Origin of the sequence: Kocuria sp. NBRC 114282 (assembly GCF_030268385.1) — a bacterium.
Lineage (GTDB): Bacteria > Actinomycetota > Actinomycetes > Actinomycetales > Micrococcaceae > Kocuria > Kocuria palustris.
In genome coordinates this window covers 28,169-44,305 of record NZ_BSQO01000001.1, presented here as the reverse complement: position 1 = coordinate 44,305, position 16,137 = coordinate 28,169, and the positions used below count along the sequence as shown (strand labels likewise).

Sequence of the window (16,137 nt, the reverse complement as noted above, 5' to 3'; positions counted from 1 at the left end):
CGAGTGGGAGCGGGGCGCAGTGTGGGTTCATGCGCGATTGAGACGTGAACGGGACATAATCCCTCCGCACAGCTGACAGAAAACCACGACAACCCCACACGAAACGACATGCCCTCCTCGTAGCGTGAAGGCATGAACAGGAACTCGAAACTCACCGTCGTCGGAGCCGGAGCCGTCGGATCGAGCGTGGCCTACGCCGCCATGATCCGCGGATCCGCCCGCCACATCGCCCTCTACGACATCGCCGCTGAGAAGACCGAGGCCGAGGTGCTCGACCTCGCCCACGGCAGCCAGTTCACCGGCGGAACCGACATCGTCGGCAGCAGCGATATCGAGGTCGCTCGCGACTCGGACATCGTCGTCATCACCGCCGGCGCCAAGCAGAAGCCGGGGCAGTCCCGCCGCGAGCTCGCCGACACCAACGCCCGGATCACCCGCACCCTGATGGAGCAGCTGCTGTCGGTGGCCCCGGAGGCCGTCTACGTCATCGTCACCAACCCGTGCGATCCCATGGCCATGGTCGCCCAGGAGTTCTCCGGTCTGCCGGCCAACCAGGTCTTCTCCTCCGGCACCACGCTGGACACCTCCCGACTGCGGTGGCTGCTGGCGGACCGGGCCGATGTGTCGCGCACGAGCGTGCACGCGCACATCGTCGGCGAGCACGGCGACTCCGAGTTCGCCCTGTGGTCCACTGCCTCGATCGGCACCGTGCCGATCCTGGAGTGGACCCGCGACGGGCAGAAAGTCTTCACCCGCGAATCCCTCGACGCCCTGACCGACGAGGTCCGGGGCGCGGCCTACAAGGTCATCCAGGGCAAGGGCGCCACCAACTACGCGATCGGGCTGTCGAGCGCGCGCATCGTCGAGGCCGTGCTCGGGGCGCAGAACGCCGTGCTCAACGTGGCCCCGGTGCTCTCCGACTTCCAGGGGATCGACGGCGTCGCCTTGTCGGTGCCGTGCATCGTCGGCGAGGACGGCGCCTTCCCCATCCGCGAGACCCCGTTCTCCGACGACGAGCTGACCAAGCTGCAGGACTCCGCCGAGACGCTGCGCGAGGTCGTCGACGGCCTCAGCGCCGGCTGAGCCGCACCCCCGTCGCCGAGTGGATACCCAGTTGCGCTATCCGAGCGAACAGCGCAACTGAGTATCCACTCGGCGGGGTGGGGGTTCGACGCCCACCGCCCCCGCACTCGATCGCGCCCTCCCTCCAACCCGGAAGACCTCTCCCATGTGGACCCAGAACATCGACCCACTGGGCAGCCTCGCCCTGTCTGCGATCGTGGCCGCCCTGCCCATCCTCGTCTTCCTGCTGTGCATGATGGCGCTGAAGCTCTCCGGGCTGACATCCGGGATCATCGCGCTCGTCCTGCAGGTCATCGTCTCCGTGGCCGTGTTCGGAATGCCCGTCTCCGCCGCTGGCGGCGCGGGACTGCTGGGGCTGCTCACGGCCCTGTGGCCGATCGCGTACATCGTGGTCATGGCCGTGTGGCTCTACCGGATCACCGTGCGCTCAGGACGGTTCGACGTCATCCGCTCCTCGATCGCCGGCGTCTCCGATGACCAGCGCGTCCAGGTCCTGCTGATCTCCTTCGCCTTCGGCTGCTTTCTCGAGGGCGTGGCCGGCTTCGGCGTGCCGATCGCGATCTGCGCAGCGCTGCTCGTGCAGCTGGGCTTCAAGCCGGTGCGCGCCGCCGTCCTGTCCCTGGTGGGCAACGTGGCCGCCGGCGCCTACGGGGCCATCGGCCTCCCCGTGCTCGTGGGTGCGCAGGTCACCGGGCTGGAGGTCCACGAGCTGTCCCGAGCCCTGGTGCTGCTGCTGCAGCCCCTGACCTTCCTGGTCCCCTTCCTCATGGTCCTCATGCTCGGCGGGCTGCGCAGCCTGCGCGAGACCTGGCCCGCAGCGCTCGTGGTGTCGCTGGCCTTCAATCTGGTTCAGGGCGGGCTGCTGTGGTTCGTGGGTCCCGAGCTCGCCGACCTGGCGGCCGGACTGGTCGGCATGGTGGCCCTCATGGGGCTGTCGCGGATCTGGAAGCCGTCGCGGATCTCCCGTCCGGAGGGCGCCCCGGAGCCCGACGGCACCCGGACGACGGCCCGCGACGTCCTGGTCGCCTGGAGCCCCTTCTACATCCTCTCGATCCTCATGCTGATCTGGTCCGTCCCGGCGGTGAAGGCGCTGTTCTCGACCGGCGCGCTCAGCGCCACCACCTTCCAGGTGCCCATGCCGGGGCTCACCGGCCAGGTCATCGCCGCCTCCGGTGCGGTCGTGGAGGCCACCTGGTCGTTCTCGATCCTGGGCGCCACCGGCACCGCGATCCTGATCGCCGTGATCCTGAGCTTCCTGAGCACCCCGCAGGTCGACGCCAAGGCGCTTTTCGAGGAGCTGCGCACCACGCTGACCTCGCTCGGCCCGGCGATCGCGCTGATCGCCGTCATCCTGGTGCTGGCCAACCTGGCCAACTACTCCGGCGGCTCCACGGCCATGGGGCAGGCGCTGGCCGCCGTCGGCCCGATCTTCCCGCTGATCGCCCCGATCATCGGCTGGATCGGCGTGTTCCTCACCGGCTCGGTGACCAACAACAACACCCTGTTCGGGCCGCTGCAGTTCGCCACGGCGGAGGGCATCGGAGCGGCTCCAGCAACCCTGGTCGGCGCCAACACCGCCAGCGGCACCACGGCCAAGGTCGTCTCGCCGCAGTCGATCGCCATCGCCGCCGGCGCCGTGGGGCTCTCCGGGCGCGAGGCCGAGATCCTGCGCGGCTCCATCGGCTACAGCTTGGGCATGCTGGGGTTCATGTGCCTGTGGAGCTTCGCGCTGGCAGCCCTGCTCTGACCCCTTCCCCTCCCGCCGAGTGGATCCCCAGTTGCGCTATCGGGGCGAACAGCGCAACTGGGGATCCACTCGGCGAGGTGGGAGCGCGGATCAGGGGGCTCCTGGTCCGGGAGGCGTCTCGGAGAGCACCAGCTCCGACCCGATCACGCCGTCGAGCATCCCCGGCCCGATCGGGTCGCCCGTGCGGATCACGCTGAGGCCGCCGGTGGACTCCAGGATCACGCACTGGACCTGGTCCTGGTGCGAGATCCCGCGATGGCGCAGCACGCCGTAGACCTCGCGCGGGGTGAGGTGGGTGCGCCGCAGGGCGGAGTCCACGAACCGGCCGTGGGCCATGATCACCCGGGGCCGCGTGCGCAGCCCGGGGACGCCGGCGGCCTGCTGCACCGCGCCGAAGGCCGCCTCCAGCAGCAGCAGCGTGAGCAGCCCGATCGCACCAGCCGCCAGCGTGGGCGGGTGGCCGATGATCACGCGTCCCGCCACCGATCCGAGCATGATCAGCACGACGGCGTCGAACCCCGTCCAGCCCGAGAGCACCCGCACGCCGAACACGCGGACCAGCAGCAGGAAGATCAGGTAGATCCCGATCGCCGAGGCCACGACCACGGGGATGCGCCACAGCTCGATCCCCAGATGCTCGATGAATGCCTGCGTCCAGCCGCCCGGTGGTGTCATGCCCTCCATCTTGGCCGATGGCGTGCGACCGTCGTCGCTCCTCCGTCGCCATCCCCTCCTCACCCCGCCGAGTGGATCCCCAGTTGCGCTGTTCGGGCGAACAGCGCAACTGGGGATCCACTCGGCGGGGGTTTGCTACGTTGACCGCATGCCTGCCGATGACGTGATGCCGCAGCTGCGGGAATTCGTCCGCGAGCGCGACTGGGCGCAGTTCCACTCCCACGAGAACCTGGCCAAGTCCATCAGCATCGAGGCCGCCGAGCTGCTCGAGTGCTTCCAGTGGTCCGGCCAGGCGGACCAGGCCGAGGTGGAGTCCGAGCTCGCCGACGTCCTGACGTACGCGTATCTGCTGGCCGATCGCCTGGGGGTCGATCCGCACGGGATCATGCGGCAGAAGCTGGCCGTGACCGAGCAGAAGTACCCGGTCGAGACGGCCCGCGGCAGGAGCACCAAGCATGACCGGCTCTGAGGGCTCCGTCGTTCCGTTCACGATCGAGCGGATGCCGTTCACCGCCCAGGCCATCGATCGCGGCGGTCTGGAGATGGAGATGTTCCGGGACTGGCCGATCGTCTATCTGCTGGACGACGCCCGCCGGGTCTACGTCGGCGAATCCCTGCACGGCGTCTCCAGGATGCGCCAGCACCAGGCCTCCGAGGCCAAGCAGGGCATGCGCACCCTGCGACTGGTGCTCAGCGAGATGTTCAACAAGTCCGTGTGCCTGGATCTCGAGTCCACGCTGATCCGCCTCTTCCAGGGCGACGGCAGCTTCCACGTCGTCAATCGCAATATCGGGATCGTCGACGCCGGCTATTACCAGCGCGAGCGCTACCGAGAGGCCTTCCGCGAGATCTTCGAGGAGCTGCGCGCCGGCGGCATGTTCCAGCGGACAATCCCGCAGATCGAGAACAGCGAGCTCTACAAGTTCTCGCCGTTCAAGACGCTCACCGCGGATCAGGCGGTCGCCGTCGGGGAGATCGTGGAATCCCTGCTGCAGGACTTCGAGTCCGACGACGGCGGCATCAGCATCATCCAGGGCGATCCCGGGACCGGGAAGACCATCGTCGCGGTCTATCTGCTCAAGCTCCTGTCGGATATCGCCGCATATCAGGACGGCGATGAGGCCGACCCTGAGGAGATGTTCTCCGAGCATTTCGACGAGAGCACCCGGGATCTCATGGCTGATCGGAGGATGGCGTTCGTCGTCCCGCAGGAATCGCTGCGTCACGCCATTCAGGGCGTGTTCTCCCGGCTTCCGTCGATGTCCGAGGTGAAGGTCCTGACGGCCTTCGAGGTCGGCGAGAGCGAGGAGGACTTCGATCTCGTGATCGTGGACGAGGCGCACCGGCTGAACCAGTACGCCATGCAGGCCCACGGCACGCAGCTGAAGCGATTCCGGGATATCACCACGAAGCTCTTCGGGCATCTCGATGAGGACAAGAACCAGCTCGACTGGATCCGCGCCAAGTCCAGGCACGTGGTGCTGATGCTGGACCTGCACCAGAGCGTCCGGCCTGCGGACATCCCCCGCGCCGAGCTGGAGGCCGTCGTCGGGCAGGCGCGCGAGCGCGGCCGGGTCCACCCCCTGCACACCCAGATGCGGGCCGCAGGCGGCAACGACTACATCGCCTACGTGCGGGATCTGATGGCCGGGCGGTCCCCTGAGCGTCGGCTCAGCTTCGGCGAGTACGAGTTCACCATGTTCGACGACGCCGGGGCCCTCAAGAATCGCATCGAAGCGCTGGAGCCCGAATACGGGCTGTGCCGGATGACTGCGGGATTCGCCTGGCCGTGGCGCTCGAATCCTCGCGGCAAGATCCGGGCAGATCACGACTTCGAACTGGACGGCACAGCGTTCCGCTGGAACTCCGTGACCACGGACTGGGTCAACTCCCCCGGGGCCCCGTCGGAGGTCGGCTCGATCCACACCCTGCAGGGCTACGACCTCAACTACGCCGGGGTGATCATCGGCCCGGAGCTGCGCTTCGATCCCGACGAGCGGCGGCTGTGGGTCGATCGGGCGCACTACGCGGACCGCAACGGGAAGATCGACAACAGGCTGCGCGGCCAGACGACGACCGACGACGATCTCCTGCACTACGTGACCAACGCCTATGCCGTGCTGCTGACCCGCGGCATGCGAGGAACGTTCGTCTACGTCTGCGATCCGCAGCTGCGCCGCCACCTGGAGCGCTTCATCCCCAAGGCCGCCCCGCTTCCCTGAGACCCTCCCACCCCACCCCGCCGAGTGGATACCCAGTTGCGCTAAAGCAGCGAACAGCGCAACTCAGTGTCCACTCGGCAGAAGGAGGGGGAACAGGGCCACCAGGGAGAAGGCCACGCCCGCGAGCACCAGCCCCCACCCCATCACCGGGCGGAGGTCGCGGGAGGTCACCCAGTCATAGACCGCAGTGACCCTCCGGGCGGCCGACGGCACTCGCGGCCAGGCCCAGGCCGCCAGCAGGTACGGGCCCACCAGAGTCAGCAGGAACGGCAGGAAGGCGACCGCCTGCCACAGGATGTCGTGGCTGAGACCGGTGAGGATGCGCCCGACGACATACATCGTCGCGAAGCCGCTGAATCCCAGGAACGTGTTCACGAACCCGACGCCGGCCATGCGCAGCCGATCCTCGTGCGGCACGTTCTCCGGCACGGTCGGGGCAGGGCGGGGGCGGCGGGCCCGCCGCAGCACCACCGCGCCGGCGATCAGGACCACGACGGCGGCCACGAGATCCACGGCGCGGCGGATGAGCACGGCCTCGACGTCGCTGCGGGCGGCGTCGATCCAGGTGTTCGGGTCGACAGTGCGGAAGACCAGCAGCATGACCGTGGAGCCGACGGCCAGACCCGCGGCCAGGGCGGCGATCGGCGGTTCGGGGCGCGAGGCGCGCGTCAGCACCCGCAGGCTGACGCCGTAGAGCGTGGGGCTGAACCCCACGACGAGGCCCAGCCCCAGCAGCATCGGCGTCGCCGCGACGACGGCTGCGATCTCAGTCCACCCCATGCGCTCCAGTGCCCCCGCCGAGTGGATGCTCAGTTGCGCTATCGGGGCGAATTGCGCAACTGGGTATCCACTCGGCGGGAGAGGGGGAGGGTCAGGTTCCGCAGTAGGTCGTGAACGGGCGCGCACCAGGGGCCGTGCCCGAGGACTCCAGGCCCGCGAAGTCCACGTGCTCCTGGAAGGGCGAGCGCACCGCGGCCAGCAGCCGCTCGTATGCAGTGAGATCCCCCGCCTCCGCGCGATCCAGCGCGTGCTGCAGGTGGTGGTTGCGCGGGATGTAGACCGGGTTCACCGAGGCCATGAGATCGCGCTGCTGCTCCGCCGACGGATCGCCGAACCGGGTCAGCAGGTCGCGGCGCTCGGAGTCCCAGGCCCGGAAGGCCGCGGCGTCGTCGAACAGCGACTCGGCAGCCCCGAAGCTCAGCGCGCGGAAGAACGCCGTGAAGTCCTGCCGGTTCTCCTGCAGCAGCCCGAAGGTCCGCTCCACGAACGCGTCCAGCGCCGAGAGCGCGGCATCGCGCTCCTCATCCGGCAGCCCGTCGACGTCGAGCCCGATCTTGCGCCCCATCCCCCGCGAGAGCGCCTCCCGGAAGGCCGGCGCGTACTCGTGGAGCACCTCGGTCACGGCCTCCACGCCGGCGTCGGGATCATCCGGCGCCACAAGATCCACGAGCGACTCCGCGAACCGCGACAGGTTCCACAGCCCGATCTCCGCCTGGCGCCCGTAGGCGTAGCGCGCCCCGCGGTCGATCGAGCTGAACACCGCGCCCAGGGAGAACTCGTCCACGAACGCGCACGGCCCGTAGTCGATGGTCTCCCCGGAGATCGTCATGTTGTCCGTGTTCATGACCCCGTGCACGAACCCCACGAGCATCCACTGCGCGATCAGCTGCGCCTGCGCGTGGACCACGCAGCGCAGCAGTTCCAGCGGCGGATTCTCAGACGACGCCGCGTCCGGCCAGTGCCGCTGGATCGCGTAGTCGGCCAGCTCCCGTCGGGTCTCGAGCGAGCGCTGCGTGGCCGCGAACTCGAAGGTCCCCACGCGCAGGTGGCTGGCGGCCACGCGGGTCAGGATGGCCCCGGGCTCCGGCCCCTGTTGCCGCAGCACCTCCTCGCCGGTGCTCACGACGGCCAGCCCGCGCGTGGTGGGGATGCCGAGGGCGTGCATGGCCTCGCCCATCAGGTGCTCGCGCAGCATGGGCCCCAGCGGCGCCTTGCCGTCGCCGCCGCGGGAGAACGGGGTGCGCCCGGAGCCCTTCAGGTGCAGGTCGCGACGGCGGCCGTCGGAGTCCACGAGCTCGCCGAGCAGCAGCGCGCGGCCGTCGCCGAGCACGGGATTGAACTGCCCGAACTGATGCCCCGAGTAGGCCTGCGCGTACGTGGTCTCGGCGGTGTCGCCGCTGAGCAGCGCGAGACCCTCCGGGGAGCGCAGCCAGTCCGGGCCCAGTCCGAGCTCGCGGGCCAGCTCGTCGTTCACGACGACGGCGCGCGGCTCTCGCCCCGGAGCCGCCGACCACTCCCGGGAGAGATCGGGCAGGGCTGCGGCGTAGGTGTGCTCGAAGGATGGGGAAGCGACCATGTCACCCAGGCTATCGACGACGACAACCGCCCCCTGCCGTTGAGGCCGCATATCTGAGGCCCATCACCGCCCTTGGGCTGCGCTGGTGCGGCGTCACCATCGCCCCTGCCGTGAGGCCGCACCTGCGCAGGCCATCAGCCCCGATCAGCTGCGCTAGTGCGGCCTCGCGGCGAAGGGCCGGTGACTGGGGCTGGGAGCAGGCGGGAGGCGGCGGGCAGCTGGGGGCAGCGGGCAGGAGGCAGACGACGCACGCGCGAGTAGCTTTGAGCCCATGCACCTGCGCAGCTTCCGCGATGTCCTGGCCCACCGGCTGATCGCCCAGGCCCTCGTGGCCCCGCGCGCGGATGCCGCCGCGCACATGCTCGCCACGCAGGATCAGATCTACGCCGCGGGCGTCACCGCTCTGCAGATCCGTTCCGGCTCAGACGTCCTGCGGGAGATCCGCGAGCACCGCATCGTGCGCGCCTGGACGCAGCGCGGCACGGTGCACCTGGTCGCCGCGCAGGATGTCGGCTGGCTGACGCGGCTGTGCTCACCGCGCGTGGAGGCCGCCGCCGCCAAGCGACGCCCCGGCCTGGGCCTCACCCCGCAGGACTACGACCGCGCCCACACCGCCTTCCGCGAGCGCCTGGCCGACGGGCCCCTGACCCGCCCGCAGGCCTACGACCTCTTCCGCGCGGTCGGGATCTCCCCGGAGAACGGCCCCGGTCAGCACCTGCTGCGCAGCTTCGGAGGCCGGGGCGACATCGCCCAGGGCCCGCGGGAGGGCAGCGACGACACCTTCCTGCTCGTCGAGCACCTGCCCACGCCTCAGCGGGAGCTCGACGGCGACGACGCCCTGCGCGAGCTGGCCGTTCGCTTTCTCGCCTCGCACGGGCCCGCGACGGTCCAGGACCTCTCCTGGTGGTCGGGGCTGACGGTGCGCGACGCTAAACGAGCCGTCGAGCTGGCGGGGGACCACGCCGAGAAGGTGACGATCGAGGGCCGGACCGAGACCCTGTACGCGCCCCCGGAAGCCGAGCAGATCACCGAGGAGCAGCTCGCTTCGGCCCTGCAGACGGAGCTCGAGCTGCCGGCCTTCGACGAGTACCTCCTCGGCTACAAGGACCGCTCCGAGTTCCTGCCCGCCGAGCTGGTCCCGATCGTCGGGCCCACCAAGAACGGCATGTGCCGGCCGTTCCGCGTGCGCCAGGGGATCATCGCCGCCGCGGAGTGACCCGAAGGCACCGCATGACGCCTGGATTGTTGAACAATCACGGTCGTGCCTGATATACCGTGAGCCGTATCACTGAAGTCGCGCGCCACAGCGCCCGCACCCCCACAGGACGGAGACCACGGTGCCCCACGGATCCACCGCGGCCGATAGCGCGGACACCCGCACCGCGAACCCCGAGGACCCCCAGAGCTTCCAGACGCAGGGATCGAGCCCCCGCTTCGAGCTGAGCTGGACCATCTCGCTGTTCGGCACCGCCGTCGGCGCCGGCGTCCTGTTCCTGCCCATCAACGCAGGCCTCGGCGGCATCTGGCCGCTGCTGGTCGTCACGATCCTCATCGGCCCCATGACCTACCTGTCGCACCGGGCGCTCTCGCGCTTCGTGTGCGCCTCCCCCGATCCGGGTGCCGACATCACGGTCGTGGCGCGCAAGGCCTTCGGCGAGGGCGTCGGGCGCGTCATCACCGTCCTGTACTTCCTGGCGATCTTCCCGATCGTGCTGATCTACGGCATCGGCATCACCAACACGGTGGACTCGCTGATGGTCAACCAGCTGGGCATGGGCTCGCTGCCGCGCTGGCTGCTCTCCGGCGTGCTGATCGCGCTGATGATGCTCGTGATGGTCTCGAGCCAGCGGATCATGCTGATCGTGACCCAGTGGCTGGTCTACCCGCTGATCGCGATCCTGCTCTTCGTCACCCTCTACCTCATCCCCAGCTGGAAGCTCGACGGCCTCACCGCCGCCCCGAGCGCCGGCGATCTGCTGATGTCGATCTGGCTCGTGATCCCCGTTCTGGTCTTCGCGTTCAACCACTCCCCGGCGATCTCGCAGTTCTCCCTGGCCATGCAGCGCCAGTACGGCCCTCGCGCCAGCGAGCGCGCCTCCGTCGTGCTGCGCCGCACCACCGCCCTGCTGGTCATCTTCACCATGGGCTTCGTGTGGTCCTGCGTGCTGTCCCTGGGGATCGACGGGCTCCAGGACGCCAAGGACGCCAACCTCCCGGTGCTGTCGCACCTGGCCAACGTGCACGGCAGCCCGTTCATCGCCTACCTGGGCCCGGTCGTGGCGCTGGCGGCGATCGCCTCCTCCTTCTTCGGCCACTACCTGGGCGCGGCGGAGGGCGCGGCGGGCATCGTCCGCTCGATGGTCGACTCCGACGGCTCCCGGATCAGCGATCGCGCCCTGCACATCGGCATCGCCGCGTTCATCTTCCTGACCACCTGGGCCGCCGCGATCATCAACCCCTCGATCCTGTCCATGATCGAGTCGATCGCAGGCCCGGTCATCGCGATGATCCTCTACCTCATGCCCATGTACGCGATCCGGAAGATGCCCGCGCTGGAGCCGTACCGCGGCCGCCTCTCCAACGTGTTCGTCACCATCGCCGGTCTGGTGGCCGTCAGCGGCATCATCTACGGACTGGTCTCCTGACGCTGATCGCAGCCGGCTCGGCCCGCTGAGCGTCACGACGACGCACCCCCTGCGCGCCCCAGCGAGAATTCCACCTCTCACCTGCGAAGGTATCGAGAATCAGGTCGTCTGCCGGGCGACACCTCCACGGGCAATGACCAGATCGTGGACTCGCGCCAGGACACCGTCACCGACGGCGGCAGGGCCAACAAGGGCATCTTCTGAGCCGACGGCAGCGCTGAACGCCCCTCCGCAGGAGGCGGGTCTCACATGGAGACCCGCCTCCTGCGCCGTTGCGGTCACCTCCCCGCGGATACGCTGGATGCCCGCATCGCAGCCCGTCCTTCGCGATGCCACTAGGAGGAACCCCCACCGTGACCGGCCCCGCCGCTCCGAGACCCGGCATCAGCGTGGTCCTGCCTGTGCGCGACGACGCCCCCGCCCTGCGCAGCTGCCTGGCGGCCCTGGCCCGCCAGGACCGCCCCGCCGACGAGATCGTGGTCGTCGACAACGGGTCGAGCGACGACCTCCTCGCCGTCATTGCCGCCGCCGAACGGGACCAGGACCTGCCACTGCGCCTCCTGCAGGAGCCGCGTCCAGGGGTCTCATTCGCCGCCCACGCCGGCTACGACGCGGCCTCCCACGAGATCATCGCCCGCTGCGATGCCGACAGCATCCCGCCGTCGTCGTGGCTGGCACGCATCGAGCGGCAGCTGGCGGCGGAGGACGACAAGCTGGTCGCCATCACCGGGGGCGGGCGCTTCGCCCCCGGGCCGCGCGCGCTGGGCCGCTGGCTGTGCGGCCTCTACCTGGGGCTCTACGGCCTCGCCTCCGGACTGGCCCTGGCCCACCCGCCGCTGTGGGGCTCCAACATGGCCATGCGCACCTCATGGTGGAACCGGGTCAGCCCACGACTCGCTCCGCGCCCGGGCATCCATGACGACTTCGAGCTGAGCTTCGAGCTGCAGCCCCACGAGGCCATCGCGCTGGACCGCGGGAGCGTCATGCCGGTGTCGTGGCGGGCGGTCGTCTCCCCCCGTCGGCTGCTGGCCCAGCAGCGCATGGCTCGTCGGCTGCTGCTGCGGCGCTGGGAGCAGGAGCCGCCTTGGGAGAGGCATCGACGCCGATGGGCGGGACGCAGGTCGCCCCTGTGAGCACCCTCGCCCGCCTCACGGCCTCCGCGCTGTGCTTCACGGGCATCGCCGTCGCCGCGGTTTACGCGCTCCAGGCACGCTGGGTGGACGTCGCGGTGCTGCTGCTCGTGGGGCTGGGGCAGGTCCTGTGCTTGCTGGCCTTCCGCACCGTAGGAGCCACGGCCACGGGCAGCCTGATCCTGCTCGTCGCCGGGGTGAGCGCCGCCGAGCTGGTCTACGAGCGCATCCTCCTGTGGGACCTCGTGATCCATCTGCTGGCCACGGGTGTGCTGACGGCGCTGTGGCGCAGCTTGCGCGGTCATGGCGACCCGACCGACCGGCCGCCAGGCAGGGAGGGAGGGGCGACGGCGAGCAGGGTCCGGGTCTGCGCCGCGGTGGGCCTGGTCCTGGCGGTGATCTGGGAGCTCATGGAGGCCGCGGGATCCGTGCTGGTCACCCCCGAGATCCACAACCCGCCCCTGGACACCGTGCTGGACATCGGCGCGGGGATGATCGGCGCGGCCATGGTGGGGCTGCGACGCCGCCCGCTGTGAAGAGCATCGCCCGAGTTCCCGATGACGCATCGATCCCCCGAAGGATCCCCATCCTCATCGCCAACCTGCTGATCGCTCTGCGCGAGGGTTTCGAGGCCTCGCTCATCATCGGCATCCTGGTCGCCTACGGCAACGTCCAGGACCTGGTCCGCGCTCAGGACCCGGACCTGGCCGATGAGATCGAGGGCGGCTTCGGCGACGGCAACGCGCTGATCGATGCCCAGGCCACGGGCGAGGACGCCGACGGCAACCCGAACTACCCGTCGTACGCGGACATCGCCGCCGTGCAGGAGGATGCGACCGGGGAGGCTCCCACCGAGAAGGACTACACCGAGACCCAGCGCGACTTCTCGGATGCCGTCAACGGGCTGTCCGAGGTCGCCGGGACGGTCCTGCACTGATGAGCGACCAGCAGCCGACCGGCCCGGACCCGCAGCGAGCCGACGAGCAGGAGGCCACCGACGGACGCACGCGGGGCTTCTCGCGGCGCCGCCTGGTGGCGGGCACCGGGCTGGCCGGGATGCTGGGCATCGCGGGCTTCGGCGGTGCCGCGATCGGTCGGGCGACGGCCGATGACGGCGGTTCGCACACCGAGCTGACCTATCCGTTCCGCGGCGATCGCCAGGCCGGGATCCTCACGCCGGCGCAGGACAACATGTACTTCGCCGCCTTCGACCTGGACACCGACGACGTCGAGGATGTGAAGGAGCTGCTCGGCGAGTGGGCCGTGGCCGCCGAGCAGATGTGTGCCGGCGAGCTCGTGGGCGGCGAGCCGGATGCCGATCCGAACCGCCCGCCCAAGGACACGGGCGAGGCCTGGGACTACCCGCCCGCCGGGCTCACCATCACCTTCGGCTTCGGGGCCACGTTCTTCGCGGACGACGACGGCCAGGACCGCTTCGGGCTGCGTGATCGCATGCCGGAGATCCTCTCCGACGGGGTGCCGAAGTTCGCCAACGAGAAGCTGGTCCCCGGAGGCACCGGCGGGGACCTGATGATCCAGGCCTGCTCCAACGACCCGCAGATCTGCGTCCACGCGATCCGCAATCTCACGCGCATCGGCTTCGGCACCGCCGTGCTGAAGTGGGGCCAGATCGGCTACGGGCGCACGTCGTCCACCTCGACCGAGCAGGAGACCCCGCGCAACCTGTTCGGGTTCAAGGACGGCACCGCGAACCTCAAGGCCGAGGACGGCGAGAGCACCCTGGCCGAGCATGTGTGGGTCCAGGACGGCGACGACGATGCAGCCGCGTGGATGTCCGGCGGCAGCTACCTCATGGCGCGCAAGATCCGCATGACCCTGGAGGTGTGGGACCGGGTCCGACTCTCGGAGCAGGAGCAGATCATGGGCCGGGACAAGCGCTTCGGGGCGCCGCTGTCGGTGACGGAGCCCAGTGCGGAGGCCGAGTTCGAGCCCCTGGACCTGACCGCCCAGGGCGAGGACGGCCCGGCGATCCCCGCGGACTCGCACGTGGCGATCGTGGCGCCCGAGAACAACGACGGCCGCCGGATGCTGCGCCGCGGCTACAACTACACCGACGGCAACGACTCCCTGGGCCGCCTGGACGCGGGACTGTTCTTCCTCGCCTTCACCCGCGATCCGCGCACCGGCTTCTATCCGGTCCTGGAGCGGATGACCCAGAAGGACGCCCTCACGGAGTACCTGCAGCACGTGGGCTCGGCGCTGTTCGCCGTGCTGCCGGGCATGCGCGAAGGCGACACCATGGTGGGCCAGCGGCTCTTCGAGTGAGACTCCTGCCGACCACAGTCGGCGCGTGCACTCAGAGGCGCGGCGGGGCGTCGAGGGGGCGGTCGTCGTCGCGGTGCTTCCCGGCGCCGGCCTGCGACGGCTGCTCGTCGTCGCTGTCGGCGTCGAAGTACTCCAGCGCCCAGCCGACGACCAGGCCGGTCGCGCCCATGACCAGCAGCGGCCGTCGCACGCCGTGATGCACCAGGAAGCGCTCGAACGCACCGTCGAGGGCCATGCTCAGGGCGGCGGAGCCGCTGAGCAAGGCCGCGATCGTCGCCGTCACGCCGACCAGCTGAGGCGTCGCCTTCGGGCGGGTGCCCTGCTTCCCCGAGCTCCCCGGTACGGACAGCTGCGGCATCCCCTGCGCCTGATCCGCCTCGCCGCGCCGCGTCATCGCCCATGCGACGACGCCGGCGTAGCCGAGGCCCGGAGCGGCGATGATCGCAGCTCGCCCAGCCCCGCGCGCCCGGTGCCAGGGGATCATCTCGGCCAGCCCCGAGGCGGCCGCGAAAGCCAGGGTCCGGGGCGCGTACAGCCTGCTCAGCGGTGGACGTGCCATGCACTCCACGGTACGGCGGCACGGTCAGGGCGACCAGGGCAGCAGCCGACCCTTCTCCCGCCCGAGCTCAGAAGTCCATGGATGTCTCGTGCGGCTGGACGGGGCGGATGCGCTGCAGATGCGTGCGGCGCACGAAGCGGATCGTGGGGCGCAGCATCATCTGCACCGAGCCGAGCACGAACAGCCAGGTCCCGAGGTAGACGGTGTCCTCCCCGAAGAACAGGATGCTGCCCACCAGGAAGACCAGTCCCAGCACGAAGTCGTTGGCGATCGACAGCACCTCGTAGCGCTGCCGGATCACCAGCTCGTGGTGCCCCATGCGGATGTCCAGATCTTTGTCCTGCTTCGCCATGTGCGTCTGCTCCTGTGCTCTCAGGGACCTTCGGCTGCAGCTCCTCCGTCGTCACCGACCAGTGGACCACACCGGAGGCGCTCACAGGTGCGGGACGACCTCGCGGCCCAGCTGCCCGATGACCTCGCCGGTGGGGCGGTCATCGCTCGCCTTGGCGAAGATGCAGTGCTCCAGGCCGATCTCCCGGTACCGGCGCAGGGTCTCCACCAGGGCCTTCGACCCGGTGCGCAGGCCCAGGCTCATCTCCTGCGCGGGGGCGTCGGGATCCTTGAGCAGGTCCAGGCTCATGGACTGGATCAGCGCGGGGTCGTTGCCCTGACCGCGCTGCTCCACGGCCTGGCGCCACAGCCCGAAACGGCCCCTCTGCTCCTCGAACGGCCGGTAGTAAGTGGCCCAGGCATCGGCGTGGGCGGCGTTCCACTGCAGGGTCTGCTTGGCCGAGCCCACGATGACCTGCGGGATGCGGTGAGCGGGCGGGACCATGAGCTCGTACCCGTCGGTGGCCTGCAGAAGGTGCTCGCGCTCCTGCTCGTCGGGGCTCAGCGCGGAGCGCAGAAGGGCCCAGCGGTCGCGGAACGCGTCGCGGCGCTCGTCCAGGGAAGCGCCGAAGATCCCGAACTCCTCCGGGCGATCCCCCGTGGCCACGCCCAGCAGGAGCCTGCCGCCGCTGATCCGGTCTAGGGACAGCGCGGTCTTGGCCAGGTGCAGCGGGTGGCGCAGCGGCAGCACGGCGGCCGCCGTTCCCAGCGCGATCGTCGACGTGGCGCCGGCGAGCATCGACAGCCACTGGAAGGGGTCGTCCAGCGACGACGCCAGCCGGTCCTGTCCCTGCGGGATGGCCAAGGGGACGTCGCGCGTCCACAGTGCGGCGATCCCCTGCGCCTCGGCGAGCTGCGCCAGCTCCCGAGCCTCGGCGGGATCGGCCATGGAGCCCTGGGGCTGCGGCGGCGGGGTCATCAGCCCGAGCGTCAGGCGGCCGTCGGGAGAGCGGACGGCCGCCATGGCCGGCGAGAGGTCCTGGTGCACAGGTGAGGCCTCCTGTCCCTGAAGCGGCATCGCGAGACTCCACACTATCCAGACGT

At 70.0% G+C, this 16,137-nt stretch carries 16 protein-coding genes; 10 read left to right on the top strand and 6 right to left on the bottom strand.

Annotated features, from left to right (window positions below):
• Window positions 1-132: 132 nt before the first annotated feature.
• Together QSJ40_RS00245 and QSJ40_RS00240 are read left to right on the top strand one after the other, a co-directional pair.
• Window positions 133-1,083 carry an L-lactate dehydrogenase gene (locus tag QSJ40_RS00245; protein ID WP_006213996.1) on the top strand — a complete coding sequence of 317 codons (951 nt, stop codon included), beginning with the start codon at window positions 133-135 and terminating at the stop codon, window positions 1,081-1,083.
• Between the two features lie 145 nt (window positions 1,084-1,228).
• A complete protein-coding gene (locus QSJ40_RS00240; RefSeq protein WP_058871916.1) occupies window positions 1,229-2,830 on the top strand; it encodes an L-lactate permease in 1,602 nt (533 codons plus the stop codon).
• 90 nt (window positions 2,831-2,920) lie between these two features.
• Here the strand turns inward: QSJ40_RS00240 and QSJ40_RS00235 are convergent, their stop codons facing one another.
• Window positions 2,921-3,505: a DUF421 domain-containing protein gene (locus QSJ40_RS00235; RefSeq protein WP_285728320.1), complete on the bottom strand. Its 585-nt coding sequence runs from the start codon at window positions 3,503-3,505 to the stop codon at window positions 2,921-2,923.
• A 148-nt stretch (window positions 3,506-3,653) separates the two neighbouring features.
• Between QSJ40_RS00235 and QSJ40_RS00230 the strand changes: the two genes are divergently transcribed.
• Together QSJ40_RS00230 and QSJ40_RS00225 are read left to right on the top strand one after the other, a co-directional pair.
• On the top strand, window positions 3,654-3,974 hold the full coding sequence (locus QSJ40_RS00230; protein ID WP_285728319.1) for a nucleotide pyrophosphohydrolase: 321 nt from the start codon (window positions 3,654-3,656) through the stop codon (window positions 3,972-3,974).
• On the top strand, window positions 3,961-5,727 hold the full coding sequence (locus QSJ40_RS00225) for a DNA/RNA helicase domain-containing protein (protein WP_285728318.1): 1,767 nt from the start codon (window positions 3,961-3,963) through the stop codon (window positions 5,725-5,727). The genes QSJ40_RS00230 and QSJ40_RS00225 overlap by 14 nt, the downstream gene beginning before the upstream one ends.
• 63 nt (window positions 5,728-5,790) lie before the next feature.
• On the opposite strand, the gene QSJ40_RS00220 is transcribed toward QSJ40_RS00225, so the two are convergent.
• Complete coding sequence (locus QSJ40_RS00220; protein ID WP_285728317.1) at window positions 5,791-6,507, bottom strand: hypothetical protein; 717 nt, start codon at window positions 6,505-6,507, stop codon at window positions 5,791-5,793.
• A gap of 91 nt (window positions 6,508-6,598) precedes the next feature.
• A complete protein-coding gene (locus QSJ40_RS00215; RefSeq protein WP_285728316.1) occupies window positions 6,599-8,083 on the bottom strand; it encodes a protein adenylyltransferase SelO in 1,485 nt (494 codons plus the stop codon).
• Between the two features lie 271 nt (window positions 8,084-8,354).
• Here QSJ40_RS00215 and QSJ40_RS00210 point away from each other — a divergent pair, with 271 nt between their 5' ends.
• The 6 genes from QSJ40_RS00210 to efeB all read left to right on the top strand — a co-directional run bounded on the left by QSJ40_RS00210 (window position 8,355) and on the right by efeB (window position 14,144).
• The gene (locus tag QSJ40_RS00210; protein ID WP_285728315.1) at window positions 8,355-9,299 is read left to right on the top strand and encodes a winged helix DNA-binding domain-containing protein; all 945 of its coding nucleotides are present in this window, start codon (window positions 8,355-8,357) and stop codon (window positions 9,297-9,299) included.
• 121 nt (window positions 9,300-9,420) lie between these two features.
• Window positions 9,421-10,728, top strand: coding sequence for an aromatic amino acid transport family protein (locus QSJ40_RS00205; protein ID WP_006214275.1), 1,308 nt, complete (start codon window positions 9,421-9,423; stop codon window positions 10,726-10,728).
• A 353-nt stretch (window positions 10,729-11,081) separates the two neighbouring features.
• Window positions 11,082-11,861, top strand: a complete 780-nt coding sequence (locus tag QSJ40_RS00200) for a glycosyltransferase (protein WP_006214276.1) — start codon at window positions 11,082-11,084, stop codon at window positions 11,859-11,861.
• The gene (locus QSJ40_RS00195) at window positions 11,858-12,394 is read left to right on the top strand and encodes a hypothetical protein (protein ID WP_235044730.1); all 537 of its coding nucleotides are present in this window, start codon (window positions 11,858-11,860) and stop codon (window positions 12,392-12,394) included. The genes QSJ40_RS00200 and QSJ40_RS00195 overlap by 4 nt, the downstream gene beginning before the upstream one ends.
• Window positions 12,391-12,795: a hypothetical protein gene (locus QSJ40_RS00190; protein WP_006214278.1), complete on the top strand. Its 405-nt coding sequence runs from the start codon at window positions 12,391-12,393 to the stop codon at window positions 12,793-12,795. Before QSJ40_RS00195 ends, QSJ40_RS00190 begins: the two co-directional genes overlap by 4 nt.
• Window positions 12,795-14,144: an iron uptake transporter deferrochelatase/peroxidase subunit gene (gene efeB, locus QSJ40_RS00185; RefSeq protein ID WP_006214279.1), complete on the top strand. Its 1,350-nt coding sequence runs from the start codon at window positions 12,795-12,797 to the stop codon at window positions 14,142-14,144. Before QSJ40_RS00190 ends, efeB begins: the two co-directional genes overlap by 1 nt.
• Before the next feature lie 31 nt (window positions 14,145-14,175).
• Here efeB and QSJ40_RS00180 read toward each other — a convergent pair whose 3' ends face one another.
• The 3 genes from QSJ40_RS00180 to QSJ40_RS00170 form a co-directional block, all read right to left on the bottom strand.
• Window positions 14,176-14,703, bottom strand: a complete 528-nt coding sequence (locus QSJ40_RS00180; protein WP_006214280.1) for a hypothetical protein — start codon at window positions 14,701-14,703, stop codon at window positions 14,176-14,178.
• A gap of 67 nt (window positions 14,704-14,770) precedes the next feature.
• A complete protein-coding gene (locus QSJ40_RS00175) occupies window positions 14,771-15,055 on the bottom strand; it encodes a YrhK family protein (protein ID WP_006214281.1) in 285 nt (94 codons plus the stop codon).
• A gap of 81 nt (window positions 15,056-15,136) precedes the next feature.
• A complete protein-coding gene (locus QSJ40_RS00170; RefSeq protein ID WP_285728314.1) occupies window positions 15,137-16,111 on the bottom strand; it encodes a TIGR03571 family LLM class oxidoreductase in 975 nt (324 codons plus the stop codon).
• Between the last annotated feature and the right edge of the window lie 26 nt (window positions 16,112-16,137).